Annotated in this window: 13 protein-coding genes; 7 read left to right on the plus strand and 6 right to left on the minus strand. The window is 69.4% G+C overall.

What is annotated here, in order from left to right; genetic code table 11:
• Positions 1-104 precede the first annotated feature (104 nt).
• Positions 105-1265 carry an alpha-hydroxy-acid oxidizing protein gene (locus V7D28_RS09560; protein WP_333587154.1) on the plus strand — a complete coding sequence of 387 codons (1161 nt, stop codon included), beginning with the start codon at positions 105-107 and terminating at the stop codon, positions 1263-1265.
• 22 nt (positions 1266-1287) lie between these two features.
• Here the strand turns inward: V7D28_RS09560 and V7D28_RS09565 are convergent, their stop codons facing one another.
• Positions 1288-2337, minus strand: a complete 1050-nt coding sequence (locus V7D28_RS09565) for a tyrosine-protein phosphatase (RefSeq protein ID WP_333587155.1) — start codon at positions 2335-2337, stop codon at positions 1288-1290.
• Positions 2338-2353: 16 nt separating this feature from the next.
• Positions 2354-4933: a TonB-dependent receptor gene (locus tag V7D28_RS09570; protein ID WP_333587156.1), complete on the minus strand. Its 2580-nt coding sequence runs from the start codon at positions 4931-4933 to the stop codon at positions 2354-2356.
• 256 nt (positions 4934-5189) lie between these two features.
• Between V7D28_RS09570 and V7D28_RS09575 the strand changes: the two genes are divergently transcribed.
• Entirely contained in the window at positions 5190-6380 is a 1191-nt protein-coding gene (locus V7D28_RS09575) for a TetR family transcriptional regulator (protein WP_333587157.1), read from the plus strand.
• A 4-nt stretch (positions 6381-6384) separates the two neighbouring features.
• On the opposite strand, the gene fliP is transcribed toward V7D28_RS09575, so the two are convergent.
• Positions 6385-7194, minus strand: a complete 810-nt coding sequence (gene fliP, locus V7D28_RS09580; RefSeq protein WP_333587158.1) for a flagellar type III secretion system pore protein FliP — start codon at positions 7192-7194, stop codon at positions 6385-6387.
• The gene (locus tag V7D28_RS09585) at positions 7191-7520 is read right to left on the minus strand and encodes a flagellar biosynthetic protein FliO (RefSeq protein ID WP_333587159.1); all 330 of its coding nucleotides are present in this window, start codon (positions 7518-7520) and stop codon (positions 7191-7193) included. Before V7D28_RS09585 ends, fliP begins: the two co-directional genes overlap by 4 nt.
• 93 nt (positions 7521-7613) lie before the next feature.
• On the opposite strand from V7D28_RS09585, the gene flgB reads away from it, so the two are divergent.
• Genes flgB through fliE form a run of 3 tightly spaced genes read left to right on the plus strand, consistent with a single transcriptional unit; the run spans position 7614 to position 8796 of the window.
• Complete coding sequence (flgB, locus tag V7D28_RS09590; RefSeq protein ID WP_333587160.1) at positions 7614-8036, plus strand: flagellar basal body rod protein FlgB; 423 nt, start codon at positions 7614-7616, stop codon at positions 8034-8036.
• 20 nt (positions 8037-8056) lie between these two features.
• Entirely contained in the window at positions 8057-8476 is a 420-nt protein-coding gene (flgC, locus tag V7D28_RS09595; RefSeq protein ID WP_333587161.1) for a flagellar basal body rod protein FlgC, read from the plus strand.
• Positions 8477-8487: 11 nt separating this feature from the next.
• Positions 8488-8796 carry a flagellar hook-basal body complex protein FliE gene (gene fliE / locus V7D28_RS09600; protein ID WP_333587162.1) on the plus strand — a complete coding sequence of 103 codons (309 nt, stop codon included), beginning with the start codon at positions 8488-8490 and terminating at the stop codon, positions 8794-8796.
• On the opposite strand, the gene V7D28_RS09605 is transcribed toward fliE, so the two are convergent.
• Entirely contained in the window at positions 8777-10270 is a 1494-nt protein-coding gene (locus V7D28_RS09605) for an amidohydrolase family protein (RefSeq protein ID WP_333587163.1), read from the minus strand. The two genes, fliE and V7D28_RS09605, sit on opposite strands and share 20 nt — an antisense overlap.
• 110 nt (positions 10271-10380) lie before the next feature.
• On the opposite strand from V7D28_RS09605, the gene V7D28_RS09610 reads away from it, so the two are divergent.
• The gene (locus V7D28_RS09610; protein WP_333587164.1) at positions 10381-11151 is read left to right on the plus strand and encodes an ABC transporter ATP-binding protein; all 771 of its coding nucleotides are present in this window, start codon (positions 10381-10383) and stop codon (positions 11149-11151) included.
• On the plus strand, positions 11148-12701 hold the full coding sequence (locus tag V7D28_RS09615; protein WP_333587165.1) for a glycine betaine ABC transporter substrate-binding protein: 1554 nt from the start codon (positions 11148-11150) through the stop codon (positions 12699-12701). Before V7D28_RS09610 ends, V7D28_RS09615 begins: the two co-directional genes overlap by 4 nt.
• A gap of 12 nt (positions 12702-12713) precedes the next feature.
• Here the strand turns inward: V7D28_RS09615 and fdhD are convergent.
• Positions 12714-13535 (minus strand): formate dehydrogenase accessory sulfurtransferase FdhD (gene fdhD, locus V7D28_RS09620; RefSeq protein WP_333587166.1); only part of this gene is annotated, 822 nt, incomplete at its 5' end.

Below are 13535 nucleotides of genomic sequence, written 5' to 3' on the forward strand. Positions count from 1 at the left end.
CGACAGGGGCGCGACATCGCCCGGCGCCGGGACGAATCCTTTGACCTCTCCGGGCGCGCATGGCTTCGTCCGGCGCAATGACAGTCGCCACAGGGGAGGGCGCCATGGCCCAGTTCGGAAGCTACCAGAACGAGATCTATCAGGGCGGACTGCGCGGGGTTCTGCCTGCCGTGCCGGTGGACTACGCCACCCTGGTCCAGCGGGCGACCGCAGCCATGCCGGGGCATGTGCTGAACTATGTCCAGGGCGGCTGCGGGGATGAGTTCACCCAGGATCAGAACGCCGCGGCCTTCCACCATTGGGGCATGGTGCCGCGGATGATGGTGGAGACCTCGACCCGCGACCTCTCCACCGAGATCTTCGGCCACCGCTACGCCTCGCCGCTGTTCATGGCGCCCATCGGCGTCACCGGCATGTGCAGCCAGGACCAGCACGGCGACATCGCCGCAGCCCAGGCCTCGGCCATGACCGGCGTGCCCATGGTGGTGTCCACCCTGGGCAACGACACCCTGGAGGATGTCGCGCCGCATCTCGGCGACACGCCGGGCTTTTTCCAGCTCTATACGCCGCGCAACAGGGACCTGGCCGAGAGCCTGATCGCCCGCGCCGAGGCCGCGGGGTATCGCGCCCTGATCGTCACCCTGGACACCTGGGTCACCGGCTTCCGTCCCCGGGACCTGAACGCCGGCAATTTTCCGCAGCTGCGGGGCCATGTGCTGCGCAACTACACCTCCGACCCGGTTTTCCTGAAGCTCCTGGGCAAGGACCCCAAGGACGCGCCGGCCGAGACGGTGGCCCTGTGGGGCTCGCTCTTCGGCCGCCCCATGCTGTGGGAGGACATCGCCTGGCTGAAGTCGGTGACCAAGATGCCCATCGTGCTCAAGGGCATCTGTCATCCCGACGACGCCCGCAAGGCCGTCGACCTGGGGGCGGACGGGATCTACTGCTCCAACCATGGGGGCCGCCAGGCCAATGGCGGCATTGCAGCCATCGACATGCTGCCCGATGTCATTGCGGCCAGCGGTCAGGTCCCCGTCTGGTTCGACTCCGGCGTCCGGTCGGGCTCCGACGTGGTCAAGGCCCTGGCCATGGGCGCGACCGCTGTCGGCGTCGGCCGCCCCTTCGTCTATGGCCTGGCCCTGGACGGCGCGGCCGGGGCGGCGCACGTGCTGAAGTGCATCCTGGCCGAGGCCGACCTCTTCATGGCCGTCAACGGCATGCCGACCCTGGCCGACCTCCGGCGCGAAGGGGTGCGGCGGCTCTGAGCCGGCGCCCCCCGACGCGATCCTATTCGGTGTAGAGGGCGCGCAGGCGGGCGATCCCGTCGGCGTCCACCCCCAGCTCGGCGGCGAGATAGCCCTCGACCCCGCCATAACGCCGGTCGACCTCGGCGAAGAAGGCCTCGATATAGGGGCGCTCCACGCCGCTCAGCACGGCCACCACCTCGGCCGGCATGCCCGCCAGCGCGCTCATGTCGGCGGCCAGCCTGTGGTGCTGGTTGGAGAGCAGGAAATCCTCGATCACCGTCTCCCGCGGCACGCCCAGGGCCGAGAGGATGAGCGCGGTCTGAACGCCCGTGCGGTCCTTGCCCGCCGAGCAATGATAGAGCACGGCTCCATCGCCACCTTGCAGGAGTTCGGCGAAGATCTCCCGGAACTGGACCTTATGGCTGTCCACCACGGCGGGGTAGAAGGCGGTCATCGCCTCACGCGCCTTCTCGGCGCTGGGCCCTTCGGCGAAGGCCGCCATGAAGGCCGAGATGTCCATCTCATAGTCGTGGGAGACCAGGCGCGCGCCGGTCTGCGGCCAGCGGGTGGGTTCGCTGCGGCGCTCGTCGACGGAGCGCAGGTCATAGACGTAGCGGATATCAAGCTTGGCGATCTTGGCCAGATCGTCCGGGGTCAGGCCTGAGAGGGCGGCGGAACGGTAGATCTTGCCCCACCGCACGAAGCGCCCGTCGGCGGTCTCATAGCCCCCCACATCGCGAAAGTTCATGGCGCCTTCCAGGGGTACGATACGCTCGGCCAGGCGGTAACGGGTTCCGTCCGCCGAGCGCAGAATGAAGTAGGACCTCGCCGCAGCCGGAGCCGGCGAAATGAGGTGAGCGCCGTCCCCGTCGGCCAGGGAGACCGCCCGCATCTGTTCCAGGGCGGCCTGGGGATCCTCAGCCATGAAGACGTCGACCGCCGCGCCGCGGGTTTCGGTCCAGCTCAGGGCCAGGTCGCCCTCTGCGGTGCGATAGGCCTGGGCGTCGACGATGGCCGCCTGGCTCGTCCCGGCCAGAAGCCAGAGGACGGTGGACAGGACGGCGGTGCGGCGGGCGGTCGAACGGGTCATGGTCTGTCTCTCGAGACTAGTAGGTGAAGCGGAGGCCGGCCATCCAGCGCGAGCCGATCTGTTCGACTTCGGTGGGGAAGCGCTCGGAGCCTTCGTAGGCCACATAGACCTCGTCAGTGAGGTTGTTGGCGTCCAGGAAGACGGTGAGGTTGCGGTTGACCGCATAGCGCAGGGACAGGTCCAGGCTTTCGGTGGCCGCCCGGTACTCGCCCGAGCCGATGCCGCCGATGGTGTCCTGCCAATCGTCGCGCCACTGGTAGCTGAGGCGGGCGGACAGGCCGTACTTCTCATAGAAGATGGAGCTGTTCAGGATCCGCTCGGAGGTTCCCGGGAAGCTCTCCTTCGAGCCCTCGCGGGTCTTGAAGTCGCCCTTGAGGAAGGTGAGGTTGCCCTGGAAGCCCAGGCCGCTCCAGGGGCCCGGCAGGAAGTCGAACTGCTGGAGATAGGCCAGTTCGAGGCCATAGAGCTTGCCGCGGCCGCCGTTCAGAGTGGTGGTGTAGTCGTATCCCGTGCGGTCGAGGCCGGGGGCGTCGAAGCGGTCGTCGGTCACCTTGGACACCGCCTCATAGAGGACATTGTCCACCGCGCGGTAGAAGGCGCTGATCGAGGCCAGGCCCGCGCCGCTCAGATAGCGCTCATAGGCGCCGTCCAGGCCCACGGTGCGCTCGGGCTCCAGGGTCGGATTGCCGCCGGTGACGCTGCGGCCCACATCATTGACCGAGGCCCCGGCGCGCACCGTCCCGAAGGAGGGGCGGGCGATGCCGGTGGACAGGGCCAGACGCAGCACCGTGTCGCTGTCGAGATCGTACTTGAGGTTCACGCTCGGGAAGATCGAGGTGTCGTCATTGGCGTAGGACACCGGTGTGGTCACGGTTCCGGCGGTCAGGAAGCCGTCGATGGTCTGCTCGAACCGCTCGACCCGCGCGCCCGCCACGATCTGGGCGGCGCCCATCTCCCACTTGGCCGAGCCATAGGCCGCCAGCAGCTTTTCGCCGATCTCATAGCGGTTGGCCGGCGCGTTATTGGCGGACGGGTCATAGAGGCCGGCGCCCTGGAGGCGGTCCAGCAGGGCCAGCAGGTCGCGCCGCATGGCCTTGTTGTCCACATAGTTGACGTCAAAGCCCCGAGGGAAGCCCGTGGTCCAGGGGGTCGAGGTCACATAGCTGGCGGCGCTGAAGCTCGCGCCGATCCGCGGCAGCAGGGCCGGCAGCACCAGGGTGTTGCTGGTGGCGAGGGTGGCTCCGCTCACCTCGCGGTCGTCATACTCAAGGCCCAGGCGCAGGCTGACGGGCGTCCCGGCGAAGGTCGCTTCGCGGGCGGCGTCGATCTTGTAGACGAAGGTCTCAGACGTCACCGCCGTATTGATCGGGATGGCGATGTTCACCGGAAAGGCCGTCTGGTCCAAGCCGGCGCGGGCCGCGCCGGCGGCGAAGGTCCCGGTGGTCGCGCCCGGCACGGTGGTCGCCAGGGAGATCACCGGGAACCTGGGGTCCCGGGTGTCGTAGGTGATCGAGGCGCGCTGCAGGTTGGAGCCCTGCTGCGCCAGGATCAGGGGCAGGTCGGTGGTGTTCTCGGTCTCGGTGTAGTTGAGGCGCCATTCCAGGTCCCAGGCCGCCAGGCGGTGGTCGCCGCCGATGGTGTTCACCCAGTTGGAGTTGCCGTAGTAGCCGTCATTGAACGTCGCGCGATAGGGAACGCCCACCAGGCTGCCGCCTTGAAAGCCGCGGGTTCCGCTGAGCGCCGAGCTGATCTGGAAGACGTACTGGTCGCGCTGCTCGTTGTCCTTGAACTCGGTATAGAGCGTCTTGGCGAACAGGCGATGGGCGTCGCTGGGGCGATACTCCACCCCGAACAGGCCGCCATTGTTCTCCCGCACCAGACGATAGTTGCGGACGTCCAGGATGGTGGGGCCCACCGCGTCATAGGCGAATTCGCGGTTGTCGGTGACCTGTTCGCGGCTGTCGTGAGAGCCGGCGAGGATGACGCCGAAATTGTCCCCCGACCACGACATGCGCAGGGCGTACTGCTCCTGACGGCCCCCGCCCAGGTTCATCTCGCCCAGGCCGACATTGCCCGAGATCGCCAGGCCCTGAGCATCGAAGGGCGAGAAGGTCCGCAGGTTCACCCGCGCCACGATGGCCTCGGCCGACAGGTCAGGCGTCAGAGACTTGTTGACCTCCAGGGCGCTCAGAATGACCGCGGGCACGGCGTCGAAGCGAAAGGCCCGCTGGCCGCCGCCCTCATCGACGCCGATGGCGTTGATCCCGTCGATGGAGACGCTGGTCCACCGGTTGGGGGCGCCGCGCACCTGAATGTAGCGCTCCTGGCCCTGGTCGCGCTGCACGGCGACCGAGGGGATGCGGGCCAGGGCCGCGGCGGAGTTCTGGTCGGGGAACTGACCCACCGTGTCGGCGGCGATGACGCTGACCAGATTGTCGGCGTTGCGCTGTTCGGTGATGGCCGCCCGCTGGCTCCCGACGATGGAGCCAGTGACGATCAGTTCGCCGACCTGAGTGTCCTGAGCCTGAGCCGCCGTCGCCATAAGGAATGCGCCGCCGACCATGGTCGATGTGAAGAGGAAGTGCTTGCGAGTCACGAGGTTGCCCCACCCGGAATGAAGTGGCGCAGCGCTATCATTTCGAACGGATGTACAGCTTGACGCTTCGGTGAATGTTTCGCGAAATGTCGACGACACGCCATAGAAATATGGCTGGATGGGGAGGGGATCTGGCCGCACGATGGGTCCGCCTGCGGAATATTGAACGAACGTACGGATATCTGGTCAGGGGCGCTGAGCGCGCTATCCTGAGGCCATGCCGTCCAGCGCCGCCTCTGAGTCCGCCCGCGAGCGAATGATCGCCACCGCCGCCGCCCTGTTGGCGGAGCGAGGCTTGCGCAGCCTCACGGCCCGGTCCCTCGCCGAGATGACCGGACAGAGCGCTTCGGCGGTGAACTATCACTTCGCCGGCCGCGAGGGTCTGCTGGCGGCCACCTTCGAAGTCTCCGCCAGAGGAGTCGCCGACTGGCGGGAGACCTGGCTCGCCACCCTGGCGGCCGCGCCGCCCCCGGCCGCCTTTCCCAACTGGTTTCTGGCCCACATCCTGGCCAGCCTGGCCCGGGCTGAGGATCTGCTGGTCCTGCGCGAATTGCGGCACCACGCCGCCCGGGCGTCCGTGCACCGCAGCCTGGCCGGCGAGGTTCAGGCGGCCTCCGACGCCTTCTGGGAGCGGGTCGCCGACGAGTTTGCGCTGCGGCCCGGCGCGGCGGGGGTGTGCGCCGACTTCTCCGAGGCCATCCTCGGGATCCATGGCGGCGCGCCGGACCATCCCGATCAGATGGCCTGGTTGATGGAGACCACGCAGAGACTCTGCGCCCGCCTGGCGGGAGATCGCGGAGGCGCGCCCGGCTGGGATGGCTGGCGCCAGCAGGCGAGGGTTCGGGCGCGCAGGCCCGCCCGGCCAGAGCCTGTCGGGAGCAACAGCGCCCCCCGGATCGCCGCGGCGGCGGCCGAGGTGCTGGGGCGGGCGGGCATGGAGGCCCTGACCCACCGGGCCGTGGCCGCCGAGGCGGGTTTTTCCCTGGCCGCAGTCAGCGGCTATTTCCCCTCCCGCGCCAGCCTCGTCCAGGCGGCGTTCGACCACCTGATCGGCGCCATCCAGTCCGTACGGGGCGGCGCCGTGCCGGACCTGGCCGAAAGACGGCCCGTGGCCGAGGTGGCGCGGGAGATGGCGGAGACCCTGTTTGACGCCGAAGGCGCCGCCCTGCCGGGCTTGCTCGCCCTGGACGAACTGCTGACCGCCGCCATCCGGGACGGCGAGCTGCGGCGGGAGGCCGAGGACCTGCGCGCGTCCCGGGGTGAGAATTCAGCCGAACTGTTGGACCGGCTCGACCACGCCACCCAGGCCGCGGACGGGCTGGACGCTCATCTGCTGTCGATCATCACCACCGGCGCCATGCGCTCGGCCTACGTCATGGAGCCGCAGACGCGTCGAGGCTGGCTCACCCGCCGCCTGGAGGCGTCCCTGAGTGCGCTGCTGGGCTGAGCCGCTAGCCGCCGCCGGCGCCGCGCTGGAAGCTCTCCACCAGACTGCCGGCCACCAGGCGCCATCCGTCCACCAGGACGAAGAAGATCAGCTTGAAGGGCAGGGACACCACCACCGGCGGCAGCATCATCATGCCCATGCTCATCAGCACGCTGGCCACCACCAGATCGATGACCAGGAAGGGGACGAACAGGAGGAAGCCGATCTCGAAGGCTCGCTTCAGCTCCGAGATCATGAAGGCCGGGGTCACCACCCGCAGGGGCAGGTCCTGGGCGCTCTGCGGGCGCTCCACCTGCGACAGGCGCACGAAGAGGGCGAGGTCGGCCTCGCCCACCTGCGAGAGCATGAAGGTCTTCACCGGATCGGCGGCGGCGTCGAAGGCCTGGGGCAGCTCCATCTCCTGGTCGAGGAGGGGACGGATGCCATCCTGATAAGACCGCTCGAAGGTCGGGGCCATGATGATGGCGCTGAGGAACAGGGCCAGGCTGATGATCACCGCATTGGGCGGGCTCTGCTGCAGGCCCAGGGCGGTCCGCAGCAGGGAGAGCACCACCACGATCCGTACGAACGAGGTGGTCATGATCACGATGGACGGCGCCAGCGACAGCACCGTCAGCAGGCCCACCAGCTGGACCACCCGCTCGGTCAGACCCGCGCCCGTGCCCAGATCGATATTGATCGCCTGGGCGTTGGCCATGGCCGGGCCGATCAGGCTGGCCACGGTGACAAGGGCGGCCAGACCCGCCGCACGGCGCCAGTCGGCGGCGGTGAGGGGCGCGGTCAGGACCTGACGCAGGCGGGAAAGGAGGCTCATGGGGCGGGCGCCTTGGCGCGGGGCTTGGCCGGACCCTTGCGCTTGGGGGCGGCGGGCTTGACGTCGACGGGCGCGTTGCGGCTGATCACCTGGCCTTCGCCCAGAAGCAGCAGGCGCTCTTCTCCGTCGCAGGAGACGAGCACCAGCCGGCGGGTGGGGTCGAGCACCAGGCTCTCCACCACGGCCAGCCGCCGCTCGGCGCGCGAGGCGGAGAACCGGGCCATGACCTCAGGCCCGAACCGGCGCATGGCCGCGGCCGCCAGACCGATGAGGCCCAGGGTCAGGACGAGCGCGAAGACGGCGCGGAGGAAGTTGGCGAGATCCATGGTCTGTCCGTCCCGCCCGAACAGGGACGGTCGTCCGGTTTCTCGCAAATCACCCTTAAGGAGCGATTAACCCTGTTTATTCACCATGTTCGCATGGACGTGGCCGACATTCCGCTCTTCTCCATGCTGCGAGGCCGGCTCGGTCATCTGAGCGAGCGGCAACGGCTGATCGCCCAGAACGTGGCGAACTCCGAAACCCCCGGCTATCAGCCCCAGGATCTGAAGCCCTACAGCTTCGCCGCCCAGGTGAAGGGCGCCCAGATGGCTCAGGCCGGCGCCCCGGCGCGGACCCAGGCGGCGCATCTGGCCGGCACGGTCAGCCCGGGCCGCGCGGGCGCCGGCAAGCCCCTGCGCACCAAGGATTCCGAGACCACCCTGGACGGCAATTCGGTGGTCCTGGAGGAGCAGATGCTGAAGATGTCGGAGGCCCGCGTGGCCTATGACGCCGCCGTCGGCTTCTACCAGAAGTCCCTCAACCTGCTGCGCACCGCAGCCCGCCCGCCCGGGCGGGGCTGATCTTTCGGGGGTGAGACACCATGGCTGACGTCAAGACCACGCAAGGCGCCGCCCAGGCCATCGCCGCCTCGGCCCTGCGCGCCAACCAGGCGCGGATGCGGGTCATCGCCGAGAACCTGGCCAACGCCAATTCCACCGCCCGCGAGGCCGGCGGCGACCCCTATCGCCGCCAGGTGCCGGTCTTCGAGCCAGCCAAGATCGACGCCGGCCAGGGCGTCCGCATGGCCAAGGTGCAGCCCGACCCCAGCGCCTTCCGCACGGAATATGAGCCGGGGCATCCCTCAGCCGACGCCGAGGGCTATGTGAAGCTGCCCAATGTGAACACCCTGGTCGAGGCCATGGACATGCGCGAGGCGCAGCGGGCCTATGAGGCCAACCTCAATGTCATCGAGACGGCGCGCGCCATGGAGATGCGCGTCCTCGACCTGCTGAAGCGCTGAGGACCTAGGCCATGATGACGCCCCTCGCCGCCGCCAAGGCCTATGCCGCCGCCCAGGGCGCGGCCCTGCCCGCCGCGGGCGGAGCCGCCGCGCCGGCGGCCGGGACCGATTTCGGCGCCATGCTGAAGTCGGTCATGGAGGATGCGGTGCAGACTTCCAGGACGGCCGAAACCCAGATGGCCGCCCATGTCCAGGGCAAGGCCCAGCTCATCGACGTGGTGACGGCGATCTCGGCGGCGGAGACCAGCCTGGAAACCGTGATGGCAGTCCGCGACCAGGTGATTTCCGCCTATCAGGAAATCATGCGGATGCCGATCTGACATAGCCGTACCGCCGCAGGCTGGGCCGCGGCCCCTGCGCCAGATAGGCGGCCTTGCGCTGCGCCAGCCGGTCGCCTGACCAGCCGGCGATCTCGGCCTCGTCCACCCCGTAGAGCCGGGCGTTATTGCCGCCGAAAATGGCCGACTTCACCGGTCCGTCGGCCGGACCCAGTTCGGCGAAGCCGTGCGTTTTGCGCATGTCCTCGGGGATTTCCAGCCGTCGCAGGCCCTCGATCTGCCATTGGGGCGCTCCGGTCCAGACGGCGTCGGTGCCCCAGCACACATGGTCGGCGCCCAGGCCCCGGATCAATATGCCCATCAGGGCCGCGCAGACCCGCGGCTCGGCGATCATGGTCTGGGCGAAGACCTGGCCCAGATCGGCATAGACATTGGTCACCCCGTAGCGTTCGGGGATTTCGGCCAGGTCGCTCACCCAGTCCAGCCGGCCGGTTTCCTCGAACTGGCGCAGGGCGGCGGCCGGGTCCCCCAGCCGGTAGGCCGAGTGGTAGATGACGAAGGTCAGGTCGGGCCAGTCCTGCGCGGCCTTGGCCACGTCGCGCACATCGGCATAGGGCCGCAGATGGGGAAACTGCGCCTCCACCTCACGGGAGAAGAGGCCCTTGTGGACGCAGACGATCTTGCGGCCCGCCGCGGCCATCTTCTCATAGCCCTTATAGGCGACGGCCTCGTCATCCATGCGCCAGGGGTGGCGGCTGGTGGCCTTGTGGGTGTTGTCGCCCACCGTGTAGCCCTTGAGGGAGTCCGGCCGCAGCTCCAGGGCCGCGTCCAGATCCTCCAGCCAGCCGGGCGCGCCAGGGGTGAAGATGGCGTGGGTGAACAGCCGCCGGCCGCCGGCCTCCCCGTTCACCCGCTCGCGGGCCTGCGCCATCTGGCCGTTGGTCAGGAACCAGTCCTGGGGGATGTCGGAAGGCGCCGAGGAGATCAGGGCGGCCTTGGTGTCGCTGTCGAGGAAGATTTCCTTGATGTAGTTGTCGAACTTCAGGTCCTCGAGCGACTGCGCCTTGCCCTCCAGTTCCGGGTTCCAGCCCTGGCGGCCGACGGCTTCGCGCATCCGCACAAAGCCTGTGAGGCGGGTGTCGTCGCGCAGGAAGTGGGTGTGCATGTCCAGGATCAGCTGGCCGCGCAGGCCCTCGGCGCGGGCCTCGGCCATGTCCGGGGTCGCCGCTTCGGCGCGGCTTACGGAGAACAGCGGACCATAGACGTCGTTCAGCGCCACGAAGGCTGCGGCCATGCCGGCCGAGGTCTGGAAGAACCGCCGCCGCGACAGCCCCTGATGACGGGCCAGCTCGCCGCCCATGTCCATCAGGCGCGCCTGAACCTCCGCCTGGGCTGGCGTCTGGGGTTGTGGCGCATACTCGTCGCTGGAGACCATCTGGACCGGCAGGGGGGTGCGGGGACAGACAAGTTCGGCGCCCTCCAGGGCGGCGCGGTCCTCGTCGCTCAAAAATCCCATGGTCGTTCCTCCGTGTGGCCAGGCGAGCAGGGTCCCATTGCCGGCCGCCGGAGGCAAATCGCGGATCTGCGAGGGGAGCCCTCCGCCCCGTGGCGTGTTAGGCCTTGCGCATGGATCAGCCCCGCATTGCGCTTCACGGCGTCGAAAAGACCTACGGCGCCCATCGCGCCCTGGAGGCCGTGGACTTCCACGTGGCGGCGGGCGAGTTCGTCGCCCTGGTGGGCGCGTCCGGGTCCGGCAAGACCACGCTTCTGAAGACCATCAACGGCCTGATTGCGCCCGACCGGGGCCAGGTGCTCATCGACGGCGAGCCCGCCGACGCCCTGGCGCCCCACATGCTTCGCCGACGCATCGGCTATGTCTTCCAGGAGGTGGGGCTTTTTCCGCACCTCACCGTCGCCGAGAACATCGCCATCACCCCGCGCCTGCTGGGCTGGGACAAGGCCAGGACCGCCGCCCGGGTGTCGGAGCTGCTCGACCTTGTGGCCCTGCCCCAGGACATAGGCGGCCGGTTTCCCGCCGCCCTGTCGGGCGGGCAGAGACAGAGGGTGGGCGTGGCCCGCGCGCTTGCCGCCCAGCCGCAGATCGTGCTGATGGACGAGCCCTTCGGCGCCCTGGACCCCCTGACCCGGGACGCTCTGGCCGAGGACTACCGCACCCTGCACGGGCGATTGGGTCTTTCGACGGTGATGGTCACCCATGACATGACCGAAGCCCTGCTGTTGGCCGACCGCATCGCCGTGGTGGCCGCCGGTCGGCTGATCGCCCAGGGAACGCCCCAGGCGCTGGCCGTCTCGGCCGATCCCCGGGTGGCCGAGCTCCTGGCCGCCCCGCGCCGGCAGGCCGAGCGTCTGGCCGAACGGCTGGGAGCGCGCCCATGAATCCCCAGCTTGAGGCGGCCTTTTCCCGCCTGCCGGAATATCTCGCCTGGCATGTCCTTTTGAGCGCCTCGGCCCTGGCGCTGGGTCTGGTGATCAGCCTGCCGCTCGCCGTGGCGGCCGCCCGCCACAGGGCTGTGCGCTGGCCGGTCCTGGCCGGCGCCGGCCTGATCCAGACCATTCCCAGCCTCGCCCTTCTGGCGCTGTTCTTCCCCCTGCTGCTGGTGGTCTCGGCCTTCAGCGAGGATGTGTTCGGCCGCGGCTTCTCGGCCCTGGGCTTCCTGCCGGCCCTGCTGGCGCTCACCCTCTATTCCATGCTGCCCATCGTGCGGAACGCCGCCACGGGCCTCTTGTCGCTCGACCCCGCCATCCTGCAGGCGGCGCAAGGGGTGGGCATGACGCGGCGCCAGCAGCTCTTTCAGGTGGAGCTGCCACTCGCCGCCCCGGTGATCATGGCCGGCGTGCGGACGGCCGCGGTCTGGACCATCGGCACGGCGACGCTGGCCACGCCTGTGGGGCAGACCAGCCTGGGCAACTACATCTTTTCCGGCCTCCAGACGGAGAACTGGGTGCTGGTCCTGTTCGGCTGTGCGGCCTCTGCGGGGCTGGCCCTGGTCACCGACCAGTTGCTGGGCCTGATCGAGGCGGGCGCGGCCCGGCGCGACCTGCGGCGGATGGGCCTGGGCGCCCTGGGGCTGGGCCTGGGGGTGGCCCTGGCGGTGGCGCCCTTGGTCAGCCTGGGCAAGCCGTCGAGCTATGTGGTGGGGGCCAAGAACTTTTCCGAGCAATACATCCTGGCCGAGCTGATTTCCGAGCGGATCGAGGCCCTGGGCGGAACCGCCCGCGGCAAGGAGGATCTCGGCTCGGCCATCGCCTACCGCGCCTTGGCCTCCGGCGAGATCGACGTCTATGTGGACTATTCCGGCACCCTCTGGGCCAATGTGCTGGGGCGGCAGGACAATCCCGGTCGGCAGGCGGTCCTCGACGAATTGACCGAGGAGCTGGCGGATCGCGACGGCGTCCTAGTGCTCGGCTCCCTGGGGTTCGAGAACGCCTACGCCCTGGCCATGCGGCGCGAGCGGGCGCAGGCCCTGGGGGTGACCAGCCTCGAGGATCTGGCCGCCCGGGCGCCGAACCTGGTCATGGGCGGCGACATCGAGTTCTTCGCCCGGCCCGAATGGCGCGCGGTGGAGCAGGCCTATGGCTTGAGCTTCCGGGCGCGGCGCTCCTTCCAGCCCACCTTTATGTTCCGGGCGGTGAGCGCGGGCGATGTGGACGTCATCTCGGCGTTTTCCAGCGACGGGCGCATCGCCGCCGATGATCTGGTTCTGCTGGAAGACCCGCGCGGCGCCCTGCCGCCCTATGACGCGGTGGTGCTGGTCTCGCCCAAGCGACGGGATGATCCGCGACTGCTGGCGGCTCTGCGGCCCCTGATCGGCGCCATCGATGTGGAGGCCATGCAGGCGGCCAATCTCACCGTGGACCGCGACACGGACAAGCTGCGTCCCGCCGAGGCGGCGCAGCGCCTTTCGGAAAGCCTGGGTCTGGACTGAACCTCGCTGGTCTCAAGCGCCGCCGGAGAGGCGGTCGGGACGGGTGAAGACCTCGAAGCCGTCCTGCCGGGCCACGGCCACCAGGGTCATCCCCGCCGCCGCCGCCGTGCGGATCGCCAGCGCGGTGGGGGCGGAGACCGCCACCACTACCTCGGCGCCCATGACGGCGGCCTTCTGAACCATCTCCACCGAGACGCGGCTGGTCAGCACCACCACGCCCGGCGCGCTTTCGCCGCCTCGGGCGCGGGCGCCGGCCAGCTTGTCCAGGGCGTTGTGGCGGCCCACATCCTCGCGCACGGCGCTGAACCCCTCGCCAGGCGTCCACCAGCCGGCGGCGTGGACCGCCCGGGTGGCCCCGCCCAGGGTCTGAAGCCCCGGCAGGGCGTCGAGGGCGGCGTGGATATCCTCTGCGGTCAGGCGCATCTGCTCGCCCACCCTGGGAGGGGAGCGCAGGGCCTCGGACAGGCTGTCGACGCCGCACAGGCCGCAACCGGTGGGCCCGGCCTGACGACGCCGGCGGGCGGCCAGGGCCACCGATCGGGCGGCGGTGAGCCAGACACGCACCTCGATCCCGTCGTCTGAGGGGACCACCTCCAGGTCGCGCACCTGGCGGACATCCTCAATCAGCCGCTCATTGAGGCTGAAGCCGAGGGCGAAGTCCTCCAGATCGGCCGGAGTGGCCATCATCACGGCCGAGGTGGCCGCATCGTGAACCAGGGCCACGGCGGTCTCTTCGGCCACCGTCCGGCGGTCGCAGGCCGCTGTCTCGCCGCGGAAACGCAGGTTGGGGGCCAGCACCTTTTCGGCGGGAACCGGCTGGGACAGGGCGGGATC

This window comes from Phenylobacterium sp., assembly GCF_036723115.1.
Taxonomy (GTDB): domain Bacteria; phylum Pseudomonadota; class Alphaproteobacteria; order Caulobacterales; family Caulobacteraceae; genus Phenylobacterium.

What these genes read in the sequence shown, in the direction of transcription:
- V7D28_RS09560 (WP_333587154.1), top strand. Translation starts at nt 105, where the DNA reads ATGGCCCAGTTCGGAAGCTACCAGAACGAGATCTATCAGGGCGGACTG.
- V7D28_RS09565 (WP_333587155.1), bottom strand. Translation starts at nt 2,337, where the DNA reads ATGACCCGTTCGACCGCCCGCCGCACCGCCGTCCTGTCCACCGTCCTC.
- V7D28_RS09575 (WP_333587157.1), top strand. Translation starts at nt 5,190, where the DNA reads ATGATCGCCACCGCCGCCGCCCTGTTGGCGGAGCGAGGCTTGCGCAGC.
- fliP (WP_333587158.1), bottom strand. Translation starts at nt 7,194, where the DNA reads ATGAGCCTCCTTTCCCGCCTGCGTCAGGTCCTGACCGCGCCCCTCACC.
- V7D28_RS09585 (WP_333587159.1), bottom strand. Translation starts at nt 7,520, where the DNA reads ATGGATCTCGCCAACTTCCTCCGCGCCGTCTTCGCGCTCGTCCTGACC.
- flgB (WP_333587160.1), top strand. Translation starts at nt 7,614, where the DNA reads ATGGACGTGGCCGACATTCCGCTCTTCTCCATGCTGCGAGGCCGGCTC.
- flgC (WP_333587161.1), top strand. Translation starts at nt 8,057, where the DNA reads ATGGCTGACGTCAAGACCACGCAAGGCGCCGCCCAGGCCATCGCCGCC.
- fliE (WP_333587162.1), top strand. Translation starts at nt 8,488, where the DNA reads ATGATGACGCCCCTCGCCGCCGCCAAGGCCTATGCCGCCGCCCAGGGC.
- V7D28_RS09605 (WP_333587163.1), bottom strand. Translation starts at nt 10,270, where the DNA reads ATGGGATTTTTGAGCGACGAGGACCGCGCCGCCCTGGAGGGCGCCGAA.
- V7D28_RS09610 (WP_333587164.1), top strand. Translation starts at nt 10,381, where the DNA reads ATGGATCAGCCCCGCATTGCGCTTCACGGCGTCGAAAAGACCTACGGC.
- V7D28_RS09615 (WP_333587165.1), top strand. Translation starts at nt 11,148, where the DNA reads ATGAATCCCCAGCTTGAGGCGGCCTTTTCCCGCCTGCCGGAATATCTC.